This window comes from Arthrobacter sedimenti (assembly GCF_042652025.1).
In the GTDB taxonomy this organism is placed as follows: domain Bacteria; phylum Actinomycetota; class Actinomycetes; order Actinomycetales; family Micrococcaceae; genus Arthrobacter; species Arthrobacter sedimenti.
Window position 1 is genome coordinate 953,798 of sequence record NZ_JBHSDQ010000001.1, and the last position, 17,503, is coordinate 971,300.

Annotated in this window: 18 protein-coding genes; 10 read left to right on the forward strand and 8 right to left on the reverse strand. The window is 67.3% G+C overall.

Annotation, left to right across the window (positions count from 1 at the left end; all coding sequences use genetic code 11):
- Positions 1-169 precede the first annotated feature (169 nt).
- Both ACFO0G_RS04510 and ACFO0G_RS04515 read left to right on the forward strand, forming a co-directional pair.
- Positions 170-976 (forward strand): histidine phosphatase family protein, encoded by an 807-nt coding sequence (locus ACFO0G_RS04510; protein ID WP_376976580.1) that lies wholly within the window; start codon positions 170-172, stop codon positions 974-976.
- Positions 960-1,895 carry an NAD(P)H-hydrate dehydratase gene (locus ACFO0G_RS04515; protein WP_376976581.1) on the forward strand — a complete coding sequence of 312 codons (936 nt, stop codon included), beginning with the start codon at positions 960-962 and terminating at the stop codon, positions 1,893-1,895. Before ACFO0G_RS04510 ends, ACFO0G_RS04515 begins: the two co-directional genes overlap by 17 nt.
- 218 nt (positions 1,896-2,113) lie before the next feature.
- Here the strand turns inward: ACFO0G_RS04515 and ACFO0G_RS04520 are convergent, their stop codons facing one another.
- From ACFO0G_RS04520 to ACFO0G_RS04535, 4 genes are all read right to left on the reverse strand, one after another.
- Positions 2,114-2,536 (reverse strand): Hsp20/alpha crystallin family protein, encoded by a 423-nt coding sequence (locus ACFO0G_RS04520; protein ID WP_376976582.1) that lies wholly within the window; start codon positions 2,534-2,536, stop codon positions 2,114-2,116.
- Positions 2,537-2,784: 248 nt separating this feature from the next.
- The gene (locus ACFO0G_RS04525; protein WP_286398834.1) at positions 2,785-2,976 is read right to left on the reverse strand and encodes a hypothetical protein; all 192 of its coding nucleotides are present in this window, start codon (positions 2,974-2,976) and stop codon (positions 2,785-2,787) included.
- Between the two features lie 184 nt (positions 2,977-3,160).
- Entirely contained in the window at positions 3,161-4,780 is a 1,620-nt protein-coding gene (locus ACFO0G_RS04530; protein ID WP_376976583.1) for an FAD-dependent monooxygenase, read from the reverse strand.
- A gap of 13 nt (positions 4,781-4,793) precedes the next feature.
- Positions 4,794-5,354 carry a hypothetical protein gene (locus tag ACFO0G_RS04535; RefSeq protein WP_376976584.1) on the reverse strand — a complete coding sequence of 187 codons (561 nt, stop codon included), beginning with the start codon at positions 5,352-5,354 and terminating at the stop codon, positions 4,794-4,796.
- A gap of 157 nt (positions 5,355-5,511) precedes the next feature.
- Here ACFO0G_RS04535 and ACFO0G_RS04540 point away from each other — a divergent pair, with 157 nt between their 5' ends.
- The 3 genes from ACFO0G_RS04540 to ACFO0G_RS04550 all read left to right on the forward strand — a co-directional run bounded on the left by ACFO0G_RS04540 (position 5,512) and on the right by ACFO0G_RS04550 (position 9,223).
- Positions 5,512-7,728: a S9 family peptidase gene (locus ACFO0G_RS04540; RefSeq protein ID WP_376976585.1), complete on the forward strand. Its 2,217-nt coding sequence runs from the start codon at positions 5,512-5,514 to the stop codon at positions 7,726-7,728.
- Between the two features lie 87 nt (positions 7,729-7,815).
- On the forward strand, positions 7,816-8,022 hold the full coding sequence (locus tag ACFO0G_RS04545; RefSeq protein ID WP_286398846.1) for a hypervirulence associated TUDOR domain-containing protein: 207 nt from the start codon (positions 7,816-7,818) through the stop codon (positions 8,020-8,022).
- 4 nt (positions 8,023-8,026) lie between these two features.
- Positions 8,027-9,223, forward strand: coding sequence for an NAD(P)/FAD-dependent oxidoreductase (locus tag ACFO0G_RS04550; RefSeq protein ID WP_376976586.1), 1,197 nt, complete (start codon positions 8,027-8,029; stop codon positions 9,221-9,223).
- Positions 9,224-9,225: 2 nt separating this feature from the next.
- Here the strand turns inward: ACFO0G_RS04550 and ACFO0G_RS04555 are convergent, their stop codons facing one another.
- Genes ACFO0G_RS04555 through ACFO0G_RS04565 form a run of 3 tightly spaced genes read right to left on the reverse strand, consistent with a single transcriptional unit; the run spans position 9,226 to position 11,378 of the window.
- Entirely contained in the window at positions 9,226-9,786 is a 561-nt protein-coding gene (locus ACFO0G_RS04555; protein WP_376976587.1) for a GNAT family N-acetyltransferase, read from the reverse strand.
- Positions 9,787-9,806: 20 nt separating this feature from the next.
- Positions 9,807-10,967 (reverse strand): acetate kinase, encoded by a 1,161-nt coding sequence (locus ACFO0G_RS04560; RefSeq protein ID WP_376976588.1) that lies wholly within the window; start codon positions 10,965-10,967, stop codon positions 9,807-9,809.
- A gap of 54 nt (positions 10,968-11,021) precedes the next feature.
- Positions 11,022-11,378 (reverse strand): VOC family protein, encoded by a 357-nt coding sequence (locus ACFO0G_RS04565; RefSeq protein WP_376976589.1) that lies wholly within the window; start codon positions 11,376-11,378, stop codon positions 11,022-11,024.
- A gap of 342 nt (positions 11,379-11,720) precedes the next feature.
- On the opposite strand from ACFO0G_RS04565, the gene ACFO0G_RS04570 reads away from it, so the two are divergent.
- Positions 11,721-12,011: a hypothetical protein gene (locus tag ACFO0G_RS04570; RefSeq protein ID WP_376976590.1), complete on the forward strand. Its 291-nt coding sequence runs from the start codon at positions 11,721-11,723 to the stop codon at positions 12,009-12,011.
- 70 nt (positions 12,012-12,081) lie between these two features.
- Here ACFO0G_RS04570 and pta read toward each other — a convergent pair whose 3' ends face one another.
- Positions 12,082-14,208: a phosphate acetyltransferase gene (pta, locus tag ACFO0G_RS04575; RefSeq protein WP_376976591.1), complete on the reverse strand. Its 2,127-nt coding sequence runs from the start codon at positions 14,206-14,208 to the stop codon at positions 12,082-12,084.
- A 267-nt stretch (positions 14,209-14,475) separates the two neighbouring features.
- Here pta and ACFO0G_RS04580 point away from each other — a divergent pair, with 267 nt between their 5' ends.
- The 4 genes from ACFO0G_RS04580 to ACFO0G_RS04595 all read left to right on the forward strand — a co-directional run bounded on the left by ACFO0G_RS04580 (position 14,476) and on the right by ACFO0G_RS04595 (position 17,461).
- Positions 14,476-14,946, forward strand: coding sequence for a hotdog fold thioesterase (locus ACFO0G_RS04580; protein ID WP_286398865.1), 471 nt, complete (start codon positions 14,476-14,478; stop codon positions 14,944-14,946).
- A gap of 7 nt (positions 14,947-14,953) precedes the next feature.
- On the forward strand, positions 14,954-16,333 hold the full coding sequence (gene paaK / locus ACFO0G_RS04585; protein ID WP_286398868.1) for a phenylacetate--CoA ligase PaaK: 1,380 nt from the start codon (positions 14,954-14,956) through the stop codon (positions 16,331-16,333).
- A 61-nt stretch (positions 16,334-16,394) separates the two neighbouring features.
- Complete coding sequence (locus tag ACFO0G_RS04590) at positions 16,395-17,051, forward strand: TetR/AcrR family transcriptional regulator (RefSeq protein ID WP_286398870.1); 657 nt, start codon at positions 16,395-16,397, stop codon at positions 17,049-17,051.
- 104 nt (positions 17,052-17,155) lie between these two features.
- Positions 17,156-17,461: a hypothetical protein gene (locus tag ACFO0G_RS04595; RefSeq protein WP_286398873.1), complete on the forward strand. Its 306-nt coding sequence runs from the start codon at positions 17,156-17,158 to the stop codon at positions 17,459-17,461.
- Positions 17,462-17,503: the final 42 nt, after the last annotated feature.

The following is a 17,503-nucleotide window of genomic DNA, read 5'->3' on the forward strand; positions in this document are numbered from 1 at the left end:
CGATGACTGTGCGCGTCGCGGAGCAATATGCGCGTCGAGCCGCGTGGTGCTGCAGCGGCGGCGGCGCACCCAGGTGCTGCCGCCGCCGTCGTCGGTTATTTTGCGCCACCCCCTGGGTACGCCGTTAGTAGTGTTCACGCATTCGGAACAGTGAGGACGGGGTGATTTTTTGAAGGGCACTTCAGCGGACAGCACTTCAGCGGACGACGGCGGCCTGACGGAGGCGGTCCAGCAGGCCGGGGCGGTGGAGCTGCTGCTGATCCGGCATGGTGAGAGCGAAGGCAACGTTGCGGCCACCGAGGCCCGTGAAGCCGGCGTGGAGGTCATCGAGGTTCCCGCCCGCGATGCGGATGTGAACCTATCCGGTACCGGCAGGGACCAGGCCAAGGCGCTGGGTACGGCACTGGGACGGATCGCGGAGCAGTTCCGTCCCGACACGGTGGTGTCCTCCCCCTATGCCCGGGCGCGGCAAACGGCTGAGATTGCGGTGGAAACCGCCGGCTGGCCGCTGCAGGTGCGCACCGATGAAAGGCTTCGTGACCGCGAACTAGGCATCCTGGACCGGCTCACCCGGCTGGGAGTGGAGAACCGCTACCCCGGGGAATCCGAGCGCCGGGACTGGCTGGGCAAGCTGTACTACCGGCCGCCCGGAGGGGAATCGTGGGCGGACGTGGCGCTGCGCCTGCGGGCCGTCCTGGCGGAGCTGAACAGCACAGGCATGGGCCAGCGGGTCATGCTGGTGTGCCATGACGCCGTGATCATGCTGTTCCGGTATGTCCTGGAAGGCCTCAGCGAAAAGGAACTGCTGGACCTGGCGGCCAGGGAGGCCATCCTCAACGCGTCACTGACCAAGTTCGTCCGGCCCTCGGGCGTGGGGCCGTGGACGCTGGAAAGCTTCAACGTGGCCGACCATCTGGCGGAGCAGGGCGTCGAGGTCACCCAGCACGCGGGAGACACCAGTGTCCGCCCGCGCTGAAGCATCCGGCCCCACCCTGGTGACGCCGTCGCTCCTGCGGGAGTGGCCGCTGCCGGCGCCGGGCGCTGATAAGTATTCCCGCGGGTCGGTGCTGGTGGTGGGCGGGGCCCGGGCCACCCCCGGGGCAGCCCTCCTGGCCGGCACCGCATCCCTGCGCGCCGGGGCCGGGAAGCTCACACTGGCGGTGGCCGAATCGGTGTCAGTGCAGCTGGGAGTGGCCGTGCCCGAGTGCGGCTCGATCGGACTCCCGGAAACCGCCGCTGGCTCTGTTAAGCCGGAACTGGACCGGATTTCCTCCTACCTGGATAAAGCCAACGCCATCCTGGTGGGCCCGGGCCTGGACGATCCCGACCTTGCCAATGAACTTCTGGAAGCGTTGCTCAGCCGCGAGGGCGGCGCGGGTAGCGGCGCCCAAGGCGACGCCGGCGCGGGGGAAGGTCCCGCCGTCGTCCTCGATGCCTACGCGCTGGGTGCCCTGGTGCCGCTGGAGGACCAACTTGGCCCGTGGCACGGAAGGCTGATCCTCACCCCAAACCCGACGGAAGCGGAGGTCCTGCTGGGGCGGGACGTGAATGATCTCGAAAAGGACCTGGCCGAGATTTCCGCCAGGTTCGGCGCCGTGGTCAGCTGCCAGGGGCTGATAACCCAGCCGCCCGGCCTGAACCCGGACGAGCCGGAGCTGTGGAAGATCACCACGGGGTATGGCGGGCTGGGCACGTCCGGCAGCGGCGACGTCCTTGCGGGAGCCATCGCCGGGTTCCGTGCCCGCGGAACTACCGGCGCCCAGGCAGCATGCTGGGGAACCCACCTGCATGCAGCCGCGGGGGACCGCTTGGCCAGCAGGATGGGACCGCTCGGCTTCCTGGCCCGCGAACTGGCTGACGAACTGCCCGCCCTGATGCTGGAATTCAGCGTCTGACGCGGGCCTGCAGTATGCGCTGTCACGCGGATGGCCCCCGGCTAAACCCGGGGGCCACCGTGTCGGAAGGTTAAGGCCTACGCTGCCGATGCGCTGTCTGGCGCTGTGGCGTTGCACAGATGGCGATTCGCCCCAAAAAGGCAGTCAACAGATGTGCCCGCCTCCCGAGCCTTTTGTTGGACCCCTTCGGATTCTGCACCGGGCGGGATCCCTGCCGGCTATGCGGAGATCTCCTGCTTTGCCCCCTTCGTTTCAATCTCGATCTTGCGCGGCTTGGCCTTTTCGGCCACCGGGATCCGCAGCGTCAGGACGCCGGCGTCATAGCTGGCCTTGACCTTGTCCGCGTCCAGGGTGTCGCCGAGGATCAACTGGCGGCTGAAGACGCCGCGCGGCCGTTCGGCGGCGATCAGTTCGGTGTCCTTGCCCACGGGATCGGGCCGTTCCGCCCGCACCGTCAGGACGTTCCGTTCCACATCCAGGTCCACCGAATCCACCGCGACGCCGGGCAAGTCGAAGGCCACGACGAATTCCTGGTCCTCACGCCACGCGTCCATCGGCATCGCTGCCGGGCGTGCGGTGGTACCGAGGACCTGCTGGGCCAGCCTGTCCAGCTCGCGGAACGGATCGGTTCGCATCAACATGGCTTCCCTCCTCGTAAGAGATGGTCCAACACTTTTTCCACATCAGCCTTATCTGTAGTGGCTGATATAGATTTTTTAGCACTGCAGCAGGAGGTCTTCAAGGGGGTTCAGCCGCGGATTTCCTGCCTATTTTTGGGTCCGAAGCGGGCCTGATTTTCGCGACGTCCGCAGCATGAAGAGGGGCCTTCTCCGCAGCTGCTGCTGCGCAGAAGGCCCCTCTTCGGAGTCACTGCTTTACCGGTTTGCCGTCAGTCCCTGGTGGGATCCGGGCGAAGCGGCGCGGGCCCTGGATCCGGCACCGGCAGCGGGCCGGGCGCCGGCGGTGCCGGGAACGGGTTGGGGGACGGCGGACCGGGCGGCTGGGTGGGATCCGGAGAGGTGGGCTCCGGACCGGGTTCGGGCGGAAACGGCTCAGGTTCGTGCACTGGCGGGATGGTCATGGAACTTCCCCTCTCATGCTGGACTGATCTGTCTTGAACTGACCAGACTACGCCCGCAATCCCTCCGCAACTACCCTCCCCACCCCGGTTGCTCTATCAGTTTTGGTCCCTAAAAGGCCGCTTTAGGAGCCATAAGTGATGGAGCATCACGACGGCGGAGGGTCGCCTTGGACCCGGAGCGCACCTAGTCCCGGACGGCACCGACCAGGCGGAGCCAGTCGAGCAGCTGGGCCGGGTCCGCCCCGCCGCAGCGGAAGCCCACGTAGCCGTCCGGGCGGACGGCAACAATGCCGGCGCCGGGGTGGCTGGTGAGGCGGTGGACGTGCAGCAACCCGGGCTGGCTGTCCACCGCTGGAAAGCTGCGGCCGGCACCCAAGGCCACCTGGCCGGCGTCGCGCCCCAGCAAAAGGTGAATGCCCGGCACGGCGGTCAGCTCGTGCAGGCGGATCACCTGTCCGTCAACCGACACCACGGCATCGGGCAGCCGCTCGCCCGGCCGCGTCCACCCGCTGGCCCCGGGTGTAACGTCGCGCGAGATGGCGCTGTTCCGGTAGTTCACGAAGGGCTGCGCCAGCAGCCTGACTCCCCTCGCGATGAGCCACCGCCGGCGAAGCAGGATCGGCATGACTGGAGCGAACGCCGGCAGGATGGTGCGGACCAGGCGGGCTGCCGGATGCGGCGAAGCTTCGCCGAAGAAGATCAGGTGCGTCAGCGCCAGCACCCGCCGGGCTGCGGTCAGCCGCTCCCGCCCGTAGCTTTCCAGCAGTTCCGGCAGCGGTCTGCCGGCGGTCGAGGCGAACCCCAGCTTCCAACCGAGGTTGAGGGCGTCCAGGATGCCGTTGTTCATGCCCTGTCCTCCCGCCGGTGAGTGGGCGTGGGCGGCGTCGCCGGCCAGGAAGACGGGGCTGCTCCCGAACGTGCTGGCAATCCGATGCTGCAGCGGGACCTGGGCGGACCATCCCACCTCACGCACGGTGGCTCCCAGGCCCGACTCATTCACCAGCCGCGCCACCTCCGCCGGCGGCACGGGCGGACCAAGCTGGCCGAAGCGGGCGCTGGAGCCCGGGACCGCCGGGCGGGTGGCCAGCATCCGCCACGTGGCACCCTCGCCCAGCGCGAAGAGGAAAGCCAGCCCGGCACGCCCCACCGCCACGTGCAGCAGTCCGGGGTCCAGGGGGCCAGCAAGTTCGAGGTCGGCCAGGACGGCCTCCACCCGGTACGGGCCTCCGCGCCACTGGGCGCCGGTGATGCCGCGGACGGTGCTGGACTGTCCGTCGCAGCCGGCCAGGAAATGGGAGAGGTGCTGTTCAGGCCCGCCGGCTCCACGGAGCTCCGCGTGGACCTGGCCGCGGCTTTGCCAGGCCGGTCCCCCGCCGTTGTTCCGGTGCAGTCCAACGAATTCCACGCCCCAGTCCACCGCCACACCCCTGTCCTGCAGCGCCTGCCACAGCACCTCCTCGACGTCGGCCTGCCGGACCAGCGTCAGGTGCGGGAAGGCAGTGTCCGGAAGGTCTGCGTGCCCCAGCCGGGCTTCAACCACCCGCTGGCCCAGGTGGATCTGTGCTTCGGGTGTGGTGTCCGCGCGGTCCAGCAGGTCAGCGGTTACGCCCAGCGGGCGTAGTCCTTCCAGGGCCCGGGCATGCAGCATCATCGCCCTTGACGGGCGGGCCCGGCGCTCCCGCCGGTCCACCACCCGCACGGTGGCACCGTGGGCGAGGGCCTGGAGGGCGGTGGTGAGCCCGGCGGGACCGGCGCCGACCACTAAAACGTCCGTGTCCGCCGTCGTGCTTTGCCCCCTAGGCATGCGCGCCCGGCCGTCACTCTTGCGTGCGGAGCCGCCACCAGGCGTGGTCGGTTCCGGCGGCCGCAATCCTGGCCGGGTCCGCCAGCACCTCATCGCGGCGGAGCCCGGGAAGCACTTTGTAGCTGATGGAGCCGGGAACGCTGACCAGTTCCAGGACCCGCCAGAGGGCTGAAGCATACTTCCGGGCGCGCTCCGCGCCGTCCCACTCGTACAGCCCGCGGTAGGCGCCAAAGGTGTCGTGGGCGCACCAGAGCTTGTTCACAAAGCCGGGGAAGCCCACGAAGAGAGGGGTGTTCAGGATGCTTTCCGCCTCGAACAGGCGGTGTGCACGGCCCCGGACCAGGCGCAGCGTGAACGCCACCACCAGGACGCAGGGCTCGGCGGGCTGGCGGCGGACGGCGGTCTCCCGGTAGACGCGCGATGTGCTTCCATCGGCGAAGCGCAGCACCCGGCCCACGTTGTCTTTGGGTTGACGCACCTGCCCGCGGGCCAGCATGATGCAGGACGTTCCGACGCAGCGGGCCACCGCCAACCATGCCTTGGGCCGGGGAGCCGGTCCGGATTCGGGGATCATGGCGTTCTCCTTTCCCTGCGCGTCCCTGCAGCGCCCTTCCAGCCTGCCGGGGGGGCGCACCCAAGTCCCAGAGTCTTTCGCCCTTTTCAGGCCGGGGCGTCTCCCCCATCAGCGAACGCCCTGCCGACTTGTTGGGGGCGGTCTATATATTGAATCCATGACCTCCACTTCCCTGCAGGATTCCACCGGCACTGCGATCCCGGCGCCCCCGGTTGCCAAGAAAATCCCCACCGAACGCACCCATCACGGTGAGACGTTCGTGGACAACTACGAATGGCTGCGGGACAAGGAATCGCAGGAGGTGGTAGAGCACCTGCGGGCCGAGAACGCGTACCAGGAAGCCGTCACCGCGCACCAGGAGCCGCTCCGCGAAGCCATCTTCCAGGAGATCAAGGGCCGCACCCAGGAAACCGATCTGTCCGTCCCGCACCGCAAGGACGGCTGGTGGTACTTCAGCCGCTCGGCCGAGGGCAAGGAGTACGGCATCCACTGCCGCGTGAAGGCGCAGGACACCGGCGACAAGGTGGCCGACTGGACTCCCCCGCACGTGGAGGCCGGGGTGGGGATTCCCGGCGAGGAGATCCTGCTGGACGGCAACGTCGAGGCCGAAGGCAAGCCGTTCTTCTCGGTGGGTGGCACCGCCGTCACCGTTGACGGAAACCTGTACGCCTATGCCGTGGACAACTCCGGGGACGAACGGTTTACGCTGCGGATCAAGGACCTGCGCACCGGTGAACTGCTCCCGGACGTCATCGAAAACATCTTTTACGGGGTTTCCTTCTCACCGGACGGCTCCCGCCTGTTCTACACGGTGGTGGATGAGTCCTGGCGTCCCTACCAGGTGAAGTCCCACGTCCTGGGCACGCCTGTTGCCGAGGACGCGGTGGTGTACCAGGAGGACGATCCCGCCATGTGGCTGGACTTCGAGCTTTCCGCCGACCGGCGCTACCTGGTGCTGGGCATCGGGTGCTCCGAGTACAGCGAAACCAGGCTGCTCCGGTTTCACGACCCCGCCGGAACAGTCAACACGGTGATTTCCCGGGATGAGAGGATCCTCTACGAGGCCGAACCCTTCCTGCTCGACGGGCAGGAAAAAATCCTGCTCACGCACAACCGCGGCGCCATCAACTCCATGGTTTCCCTGGCGGACCCGGCCGAGCTGCAAAAGCCGCTGTCCGAACAGGCCTGGCAGACCGTCGTCGAACATTCCGACGACGTGCGGGTCAACGGCGCCGGCGTCACCGCTACCCACCTCATCGTGTCCATCCGGAAGGACACCATCGAGCGGGTGCAAGTGATGGGGTTGGCCGGGCTGGGCACGCCCGCGCAGCAGGAGCCTGTGGAGCCGGCCTTCGACGAGGAGCTCTACACCGCCGGGGTGGGCGGCTCGGATTACGAGGCCCCCGTGATCCGTCTCGGCTACACGTCCTACTTCACGCCGTCGCGGATCTACGACTTCGTCCTGCCCACCCCAGAACGGCCGGGCGGCGAGCTGCTGTTGCGCAAGGAAAGCCCGGTGCTGGGCGGCTACGACGGCAGCGACTACATCGCCACCCGTGAATGGGCGACGGCGGCGGACGGCACGCGCATCCCGCTGTCCGTTTTGCGGCACAAGGGCATCAAACAGGATTCGACGGCGGCCGGCCTGGTCTACGGCTACGGCTCCTATGAGATGAGCATGGACCCGGGCTTCGGCATTGCCCGGTTGTCGCTGCTGGACCGCGGCGTGGTGTTCGTGATTGCGCACATCCGCGGCGGCGGTGAGCTGGGCCGGCACTGGTATGAGGACGGCAAGAAGCTCACGAAGAAGAACACCTTCACCGACTTCGTAGACGCCACGGACTGGCTGGCAAACTCCGGCTGGGTGGATCCCTCCCGCATCGCTGCCCTGGGCGGCTCGGCGGGCGGACTCCTCATGGGTGCCGTGGCCAACATGGCGCCGGAAAAGTATGCGGCCATCGTGGCCCAGGTGCCGTTCGTGGATCCGCTCACCAGCATCCTGGACCCGGACCTGCCGCTGTCAGCCCTGGAGTGGGAGGAATGGGGCAACCCCATCACCGATCCCCAGGCTTACGCCTACATGAAGTCCTACTCCCCCTATGAGAACGTGCGGGAGGTGGCCTACCCCAAGATCGCAGCCGTGACGTCCTTCAATGACACCCGTGTCCTCTACGTGGAGCCGGCCAAGTGGGTACAGGAACTGCGGAACAAGACCGCAGGGTCCGAGCCGATTGTTATGAAGATCGAGATGGACGGCGGCCACGGCGGCGCGTCCGGCCGGTACGTGCAGTGGCGCGAACGGGCCTGGGACTACGCGTTCATCGCCGACGCCCTGGGCGCGGTGGACCTGCTTCCGGGGGCGGGGCTCAAGTAGCTCCTGCATCCGCATACCTGAAAAAGCTAACCATGCTTACTATTGGGGAGCACGTGTTTTCCGGTTGCCAACACCAGAGGAGCAGGCATGTCATTGAGCAAGGGAACCCGCGTGGAGTGGAACACCTCGCAGGGCAAGACGCACGGCAGGATCGTGGAAAAGAAAACCAGCGACTTCGAGCTCGACGGCAACACCCACCGCGCCAGCGAGGATGAACCGCAGTACGTGGTGGAATCGGACAAGACAGGCGCCCGGGCAGCGCACAAGGCGTCCGCGCTGACCGAGAAGAAGTAGCGGCGTGGCTGCCCAGCACGAGGTAGTGATCATCGGCGGCGGCAATGCCGGGATCTCCCTGGCGGCCCGGCTGCAGCGCTACGGCGTCAAGGACGTGGCGGTGGTCGAGCCCCGGGACCACCACCTCTTCCAGCCCCTGTTCTCGCATATCGCCGGCGGCCGGGCACAGGCCCAGGAAGCAGTCCGGAGCCAGGAGTCGGTCATCCCCCAGGGCGTCACCTGGATCCGGGATGCGGCCGTGGGGGTGGCTGCGAAAGCCAATACGGTCAGTCTCGAGTCAGGGTCTTCGGTAGCTTACGGGCAGCTGGTGGTGTGCCCGGGGCTCCAGTATGACTGGGATCGGGTGCCGGGCCTGCTCGATGCCGTGCACTCCCCGTACGGCGCCTCCCATTACGAGTTCGAACTGGCCCCCAAAGCCTGGTCACTGCTCAGCGCCATGCGCTCCGGCACGGCCGTCTTCACCATGCCGGCCGGGCCGATCAAATGCGGGGGCGCCGCGCAGAAACCCATGTACCTCGCGTGTGACTACTGGCGCGGGCAGGGGGTGCTGGACAAGATCCGCGTGGTCATGGTGCAGCCATACCCCACCGTGTTCGGGGTGCCGGAGGTGGATCGGGAACTGGACCGCAAGATCGCCGAGTACGGGATCGAGCTGCGCACCAACAGCGAACTTGTGGCCGTGAGCCCGGCCGGCCGCAGGGCCACCATCCGGAACAACGCCGCCAACACCACCGAGGACCTGACCTACGACGTCCTCAACGCAGTTCCGCCGCAGTCGGCCCCGGACTGGCTCAAGGCCACCGACCTGCCGGCCGCGGGGGATGCGGGCGGCTTCGTGGAGGTGGACCGGCAGACGCTCAGGCACCTCCGGTACCCCAACGTGTGGTCCCTGGGCGACGCCGCGGGCACCACCAACTCCAAGTCCGGCGGGTCCCTGCGCAAGCAGGTCAAGGTGGTGGCAAAGAACCTGGTGGCAGCCCGGAAGGGAAAGCCGCTGCGGGCCAAGTACAACGGCTACTCCGTGTGCCCGTTCACCGTGTCACGGGACACCGTGGTGTTCGCCGAATTCGACGACCGGTACCGGCCCATGCCCACCATCCCGCGGCTGCCCACGTGGAATGAAAGCAAGCTGTCCTGGGTGCTGGACCGCGACATCTTCCCGAAAATCTACTGGAACCTGATCCTCAAGGGACGGGCGTAACGCTAGCCGCGGGAGCCAATACGCCACTCATCGGCAAGGATCGAGTAGATGAGCTCGGTGGCCCACTGGCCTTTGTAGTGCCATTTATCGATGTGCCGCGCTTCCAGCCGCATTCCCAGCCTGCTGCACAGTGCCGCCGACGCTCCGTTGAGTTCGTCCAGGCGCGCCTCAATCCGGTGCATGCCCAGCTCCTCGAAGCCAAGGCGCAAGACGGCCTGGGCGGCTTCCGTGCCATAGCCCTTGCCGCGGGCTCCCGGCGCCAGGGTCCAGCCGACCTCGCCCTGCCCGCGTCCCGGCAGCCATTTGAGCACCACTTCGCCCTGCAGCCCGGGTTCACCCGCCGCTTCGATGGCAAGGGCCACCCAGTCCCCCTCCTTCTCGAAGGAAAAGTTGGCGTACCGGCCCACCCGCTCCATTGACTGCGTGTAGGTCTTGGCGGGACCGGGAAGGTAGCGGGCGGTCTCCGGCAGCGAGTGGTAGGCGTGGAAGGCGTCCAGGTCGCCGCCGTCGAACCGGCGCAGGACCAGCCGATCGGTGCGGATGGGGAGGGAAATCGCGGGCATGACTCTAAGCGGCCGGACTCTTAGCGGCCGGCACTGACGACGGCGGCCGTCGCCTCGGCGATGGCGCGCTCCTCATCCGTGGGTACCACCAGGACGGGAATCGCGGAGGACGGGGTGGAAATCACGCGCGGCTCCTTTGACCGCTCAGCGTTCAGGCCGCCGTCGAGCTCTATGCCCAGGGCGCCCAGGCGGTCCGCTACCTGGGCCCGGAACTCCTTCGAGTTTTCCCCGATCCCGGCCGTGAACACCAACGCCTTGGCCCCGCCCACCGCAACGTGGTAGCCGCCGATGTACTTGGCAAGGCGGTGGGAGGCCACGGCGAGGGCCATGGCTGCGCGCTCGTCGCCGGCCTCGGAGGCCTCCACCACGGAGCGCATGTCATTGTGGCCGGCCAGGCCTTTGAGGCCCGACTCGCGGTTCAGCATGGTGTCCAGGTCCTCGGGCGTCCAGCCGGCGCGGCCCAGGAACACCAGGATGGAGGGGTCCAGGTCGCCGGAGCGGGTTCCCATCACCAGGCCCTCAAGCGGGGTGAAGCCCATGGAAGTGTCCACGGAGCGTCCACCGCGGATCGCCGTCACGGAGGCGCCGTTGCCCAGGTGGGCGATGACGGCGTCGAACTCCTCGACGGGAAGGTCCAGCAGCGCGGCCGACCGGCGCGCAACATACTCGTTGGAGGTGCCGTGGAAGCCGTAGCGGCGGATGCCATGGTTGGTGTAGAGCTCGTCCGGGACCGCATACCGCCAGGCATATTCGGGCAGGGTGCGGTGGAAGGCGGTGTCGAAGACTGCAACCTGCGGCATTTTGGGCCACTTCCTGGTGATGGCGCGGATACCCAGAACGTTGGCGGGGTTGTGCAGCGGGGCCAGCGGGTTGAGTCGTTCGATGGCGCGCGTGATTTCGTTGTCCACCAGCACGGGTTCCGCAAACCGCTCGCCGCCGTGGACCACCCGGTGCCCCACCGCCCCCAGTTCGAGGTCGCCCAGTTCCTGGTGGATGGCCGCGTCCACCTGCTCCAACGCCTCCGCGTGGTCCCGCGGGCCCACCATTTCGCCATCCCCGCCGCCGCCGTTGCCCACGCCGATCTTCTCAATCAGCCCCTCGGTGAGGACGGTCCCGGCGGCCACGTCCCGGACCTGGTACTTCAGCGACGACGAACCGGAATTGATGACGAGCACGAGCATGCGGGGCCTCCTCAGCCTGGCGTCTGCAGTTCAACCCCACTATAGGTTGTGCGGCTAACGGTCGGTCAGCAGCAGCGTGTTGCCGTCCGGGTCCTTGGCGGTGAAGAAGAGGCAGACGTCCGGGGCGCCTGCGATGGCGCCGACCGCAACCCCGTTTTCCGCGAGCCTGGTGCGCGTTTCCTCGAGGTCGTCAACCAGGAAGTTGCAGGTTGCCCAGGCAAGGCCAGGCTGGGCTCTGATGCCGCTGTCCGGGCCCATGAGGGTCACCGATGCCGTTCCTCCCCCGCTGAGCACGGCGGAAAAGGTGTTGGCTTCCGCGATGGTGAGGCCAAGCGTGCGGCTGTACCACTCGGCTGCGGCCTGCGGATTCCGGACGGGGATGAAGGCGGTGGTGATGGCTGTACCGGGCATGACTGCGATGGTAGTCCACCCCTCCGACAGGAAGGGACCCGTCGCCGTCGTTGGCCCAATTCTGGTCCTGACCTGCGGCGCTGATAAAGCCTTCGCTGCAGCGTCCTGGCAGGCTTGCAAAAAAGATCATCAGCATGCTTACTATAGATGTAGTCGATCGGAAACGGCTGCGAACGGAATAGCGAAAAAGGTGCGCTCAGCGAACGGGGCGCACCCTTTCCGTGCCGCTTGTGGCGGCGGGCTTTCCAGAAGCGGGCATCCCAGCGTGGGTTCCTTGCGGATCAGCGAAGCCTGTGCCTAGAGTCGGCGGACAAGGCTGGACCACGCCGAGAGGACAATTCCATGACGAACGAGCCCAATTCGATCGACGAGAACGACCCCACCAATACGGGATCCAGCAGCACCGCCCCGCTCAACGCGCAGCCGGACTCCGGCAGCAAGGACGATCCCACGGGCGTGGAGGGCGCCAACCGGGCCCTGGACGATACCGGCCACCTCAAGGCCGCCGAAACCGGGGAATCGCCGGAGGCCCCCGAGGACCGGGAAGACTTGGACCTCACCCCGCAGGGCCTCTCCGATGAGCCGGCCAAGCAGGAGGACCCGGAGAGCGTGGCCAAACCGGACAACAGCTGACCGTTCCCAACCAAAAGTATGGCGCCGGCACTCAAGCGAGTGTCGGCGTCGTACTTTTCCGGGTGGTCCCCTAGGACGCCGGCGCCTCCGCGGAAACCGGCGCCGGGACCGACGCCTGGGCTGGGCTCTGGGCTTGCGCCTGGATGGCCGTGATGGCCACCGTGTTCACGATGTCCTCCACCGTGCAGCCGCGGGAGAGGTCGTTGACGGGCTTCCGCAGGCCCTGCAGGACGGGCCCCACCGCCACGGCGCCGGAGCTCTGCTGCACCGCCTTGTAGGTGTTGTTGCCCGTATTCAGGTCCGGGAAGATGAACACGGTAGCCTGCCCGGCCACGGAGGAACCAGGCATCTTGGACGCTGCGATCGAGGCGTCCACGGCGGCGTCGTACTGGATTGGACCCTCCACTGCGAGGTCCGGCCGGCGCTGGCGCACCAGTTCGGTGGCCTGCCGCACCTCGTCCACAGCCTCGCCAAAGCCCGAGCCGCCGGTCGAATAGGAAAGCATCGCCACCCGCGGCTCCACCCCGAACTGCGCGGCAGTCTCGGCCGAGGCCAGCGCAATGTCCGCCAGCTGTTCCACGTTCGGATCCGGGTTCACGGCACAGTCGCCGTAGACCAGCACCCGGTCCGGCATGAGCATCAGGAACACCGAGGACACGATCTTCACGCCCTCCCGGGTCTTCACGAACTCAAGCGCCGGCCGGATGGTGTGCGCAGTGGTGTGCGCGGCGCCGGAGACCATGCCGTCCACCACGCCCAGCTGGACCATCATGGTGCCGAAGTAGCTTCCGTCCTGCATGATCTCCAGGGCTTTGGGCAGGTCCACGCCCTTGTGCGCCCTGAGCTCGGCGTACTTCTCGGCAAACGCCTGCCGGAGCTCGGACGTCGCCGGATCAATGACATTTATGCCGGACAGGTCGATGCCGTTTGCCGCCGCCAGTTCCCGGACGGCGGATTCGGGGCCCAGCAGGGTCAGGTCGCACACGTCGCGGCGGTGCAGGATCTCGGCCGCACGCAGGATCCGGACGTCAGTTCCTTCGGGCAGGACCACATGCCGCCGCTGCGCCCGGGCCCGCTCGACGAGGTCATGCAGGAACCGCAGCGGTGTCATCCGCTCCGCCCGCGGCAGGTGCAGGCGCTCCACCAGCTCCGCCTCGTCAACCCGGCGGGACCATAGCCCCAGGGCGGAAGCCACCTTGCGCCGGTGCCCCGACCAGATCTCGCTGCGCACCTCGGACACCCGGCGGGCCGTTTGATACGTGTCCTCGTCGGCGGCGAACACCGGGAACGGCGCCTGGGCCAGAAGCGGGTAGATGTTGGCATCCGGGGCCAAGCCACCGGTGAGGATGAGCGCAGACGCTACGGGGAACTCGGGCGAGAAGGACGACGCCAGGCACGCCACCATCACATCTGCCCGGTCCCCCGGCACGATCACCAGCGCGCCCTCGTCCAGCACGTTCAGGAAGTTGCCCACGTTCATGGCGGCCACCTTGATGTCCTTGACGTCGCGTTCCATGTCCGGCGTCCCCGCGATCTGCCGCACGCCCAGGGCCATGGCCACCTCGCCGGTGGTGGGCCGGGCGATCTCCTCCAGCTCCGGCAAGATGTAGACCGGCCGGCCGGAGGCACCCGGCTTCAGGGCGGCGGCGATGGCATCGAGGTCGTCAGCGTCCGCCCGGTTGACCATGATGGCCAGCAGCGCGCACTTTTCCGCGGCGAGCTCCTTGCGCGCAACCTCGACGGCGGCGGCGGTCTCAGTGACCGTGCGGCCCTTGGCCCCCACCACGGCCACGACGGGGGTCGCGAGGTTGTTGGCAAGGCGGGCGTTGAGGTCGAATTCGACGGCGGCGTCCTGGCCCACCAGGTCGGTCCCCTCGACGATCACTACGTCGCAGTGGCGGGCGATGTCCGCGAAGATCTCGACACACCTCCCGTCGATTTCCGCGCGGTTCCCTTCGGCCAGCAGCGTGCGGACCTCGTCGTAGGTCAGGCCGCCGCGGCACCGTTCGTCCTCCAGTGCGAACCGGGACTTCATGAGCGCCACCATGGGGTCATCTGCCGCCGAGGGCCCGTGGACCACCGGCTTGAAGAAGCCGATCCTGTCCGCGTGCCGGTGCAGGGTATCCGCCAGCCCCAGGGCGATCAAGGACTTGCCCGATCCAGGAGTGGTTGCGCTGACGTAGATGCCTTTGGCCATGGTCCGCCCTTTGCTGTCCTTGCTGGTGCCGGTACCCCCATCCTTGCACTTCGATCCGTGCGCGGGGCACCTCACCCAGCATCGACTGCTCCGTAAACGTCGTTTTGAGCGCTGAAAACGGCAGTTACGGAGCAATCGATGAATGGGTGGCCCAGCCGCGCAAGGTGTGTCCCGGCGTCGTGCAGTATCCCTCCTCCCCTTGACACCGGACCCCCTCATGGGATTACCTAATGAACATTCGGTAAATAAAGCTGGAGGCAATGACGCATGGCTGAGACCACCCTTTCCGGGGCCACCCACCCCATCCTGGAAAACGACTATGCCTCCGAATGGATGGGCATCGAGGTCCTCGCCATCAGCGACGGCCACGCCACCATCCGGATGACCCTCCGGCAGGAAATGCTCAACGGCTTCGGCATGGCCCACGGCGGAATGATCTTCGCTTTCGGCGACACTGCCTTCGCCCTCGCGTGCAACCCCATCCACCCTGCACCGGGCGAGGAAGGCACCATCACCGTAGCCTCCGGCGTCGATATCAATTTCCTCAAGCCGGCGTTCCGCGGGCAGGTGCTCACCGCCGTCGCGGACCGCCGCTCCAGCGCCGGGCGCAGCGGGCTCTACGACATCCAGATTTTCGCCGCCGATGCCGCCAGGCCGCCTACCGAAACCCAGCCCAGTTCCCCGGGCGAGCTCATCGCCGAGTTCCGCGGACGCAGCCGCACCATCCCCAAGAAGTAGGAAAACCATGACCCTGCATGCCCCCGAAACCCCCGCCGCTGCCGTTTCCACCCCGGCGGACACCGCAGCCGGCACGGACGCCGTCCTGGACCGCGAGGAGACCATCTCCCGCGACGAACTCGAGGCACTGCAGCTCCAGCGGCTGCAGCACACCGTGGCCTACGCCTATGACCGGGTCGCGCTGTACAAGCGCAAGTTCGACGAAGCAGGCATCCACCCCACCGACCTGCGCGAACTCGAGGACCTCGGCAACTTCCCCTTCACCACGAAGGAGGACCTGCGCCAGGAGTACCCGTTCGGCATGTTCGCGGTGCCGCAGAACGAGGTGGCCCGTATCCACGCCAGTTCCGGCACCACCGGCCGGCCCACGGTGGTCGGGTACACGAAGCAGGACCTGGCTGACTGGGCGAAACTCGTTGCCCGCAGCTTCCGCGCCTCCGGCATCCGCCCCGGCATGAAGGTCCACAACGCCTACGGCTACGGCCTGTTCACCGGCGGCCTGGGCGCGCACGCCGGCGCCGAGGCGCTGGGCTGCACCGTCATTCCAATGTCCGGCGGCCAAACCGAACGCCAGATCCAGCTGATCCAGGACTTCAAGCCGGACGCCATCCTGGCCACCCCCACCTACCTGCTCACCATCGCCGACGCCATGGCGCACATGGGGATCGACCCCGCCTCCACCTCGCTGAAGTTCGCCGTCCTCGGCGCAGAGCCGTGGACCCAGGAAATGCGGCATGAGCTGGAGGTCATGATGAACATCAAGGCCTGCGACATCTACGGCCTGTCCGAGGTCATGGGCCCGGGCGTTGCCGGCGAAGCCGTGGAGACCCAGGACGGCAGCCACATCTGGGAGGACCACTTCCGCCCCGAAATCATCGACCCCTTCAACCCTGTAGCGGGCAAGGAAAACGTCCTGCGCGACGGCGAGCACGGCGAACTGGTGTTCACCTCGCTCACCAAGGAAGCGCTTCCGATCATCCGCTACCGCACCAAGGACCTCACCCGGCTCCTGCCCGGCACGGCCCGCCCCGCGCACCGCCGTATGGGCCGCATCACCGGCCGCAGCGATGACATGATCATCCTGCGCGGCGTGAACCTGTTCCCGTCCCAGATCGAGGAAATCGCCCTCCGCATCCCGGAGCTCAGCCCGCACTTCCAGCTCGAACTCACCCGCCCCGAGGGCCATCGGATGGACCAGCTGACCGTGCGCATCGAGCGCCGGGACGCCGTCACCATCGAGCAGAGCACGACGGCGGCACGCACCTTGAAGGAACAGATCAAGATCCACGTGGGTTCTTCGTGCACCGTGGACGTGGTGGAGCCGGGTTCGCTGGAGCGGTCCAACGGCAAGCTGCGCCGCATCTACGACCTGCGCCCGAAGGCCTGAGTGTTTCGGTGGTGCTGCGCCGTCCCCGGACTTACCGACCGTTCGTGAGAAACTAGCGATTATGCCCAGCGCCAGCAGAACTGCCAGCACCACCGAAACCTCAAGCACCAACGGAAACTCCGTGAATGGCACAGCCAAGCGCGGCCGCCCCGGCTACGACCAGCAGTCCGTGCTCCGCATCGCCGTGGACGTGTTCAACCGGCACGGCTACGACGCCACCTCCATGGGCATCCTGGCCGAGAACCTGGGCATCTCCAAGTCCGCCATCTATCACCACGTGCCCTCCAAGGGCGACCTCCTCAAGCTCGCCCTTGACCACGCCCTGGGCGGGCTCGAAGCCATCCTGGAGCAGCCGGAAGCGACCTCCGGAGCCGCGGATTCCCGGCTCGAGTTTGTGCTGCGCGAGACCGTGGCTGTCCTGGTGGACCGCCTGCCCTTCGTCACCCTGCTGCTCCGCCTGCGCGGCAACACTGAGATCGAGCGGGACGCCCTGGAACGCCGCCGCGCTTTCGACCACAAGGTGGCCGGCCTGATTTCGGCCGCCCGCGACGAGGGGTCCCTCCGCGCGGACATCGATCCCCGGACCGTTTCGCGGTTGCTGTTCGGCATGATCAACTCCATCGTGGAGTGGTACAAACCGGGCGGTGCACTCTCACCGAAACGGCTGGCCGACGACGTCATCACCATGGCGTTTGACGGCCTTCACGCCAATACCTAGGAAGCGCGAGCCCTCCGGGCACCGAATAATAAGGGTGCTTGGTATATTCCCCGCTCCCCCGCTACGGTGGTACTAAGCCACCATCCGCAGGAAGGAAAAGACACATGAGCCACCCCAAGGAAGAACCCGACGCAGGCTTCATCGTTCCGGATCCCTCAAAGATCCGCGAGGACATTCCGGGCGATGCCGGCGACGAAGCCAACGTGATCCGCTTCAGCGAGGAGCAGGCACTGATCGAGGAACAGTCGCACGGCGTCCGTCCGGAGACCTACAGCGTCCCCTCCGGCGGCCCCACCATGGATGAGGCCCGCGGCAACATGGACCTTTCCGACCGCAGCGAAGACGGCCGCGGCACCGGCCCCGAGGACGACAGCAGCGACGACGGCCTGCACGGCGGCGCCGAAAGCTAGCCGCCGCCGTCGGTAAACAAGCAGCAGGGGTGCCCCGATCCG